This is a genomic window from Amycolatopsis stemonae (assembly GCF_054781455.1).
In genome coordinates, this window is the sequence record NZ_BAAGUJ010000042.1 from 1 (window position 1) to 584 (window position 584).

Genomic DNA, 584 nt, shown 5'->3' on the forward strand with positions numbered 1-584 from the left:
TACGTCCTTCATCGGCTCCTGAAGCCAAGACATCCACCATGTGCCCTTAACAACTTGACCACAAAGATGCTCGCATCCACTCTACAGTTCTCAAACACCACACCAGAAACAAACGTCCCTCGGGGGTTAGCCCTAGGCGTGTTGCCTCAGGACCCAACAGTGTGCAAGCGAACAACCATGACCCCGGACGCCGGACGCGAGTTCCACGATCGCAAGCGATCAGTACTACCGCGGGCATTGCCCACCAACCATGACCATAACCAGTAGTTCCACAATTCCTTGAGCAACCTCGGCAACACCACAGGCGGGTGTTAAACCGTGGCCACTCCCAACCTAGGCTGGGATGTGTTGTGCTCCTTAGAAAGGAGGTGATCCAGCCGCACCTTCCGGTACGGCTACCTTGTTACGACTTCGTCCCAATCGCCAGTCCCACCTTCGACCACTCCCTCCCCTTACGGGGTTGGGCCATGGGCTTCGGGTGTTACCGACTTTCATGACGTGACGGGCGGTGTGTACAAGGCCCGGGAACGTATTCACCGCAGCGTTGCTGATCTGCGATTACTAGCGACTCCGACTTCACGCAG

At 56.8% G+C, this 584-nt stretch carries 1 rRNA gene; it reads right to left on the reverse strand.

Annotated elements, in window-relative coordinates:
• Positions 1 to 361 precede the first annotated feature (361 nt).
• A 16S ribosomal RNA gene (locus ACYVLJ_RS47930) occupies positions 362 to 584 on the reverse strand; the annotation flags it as partial.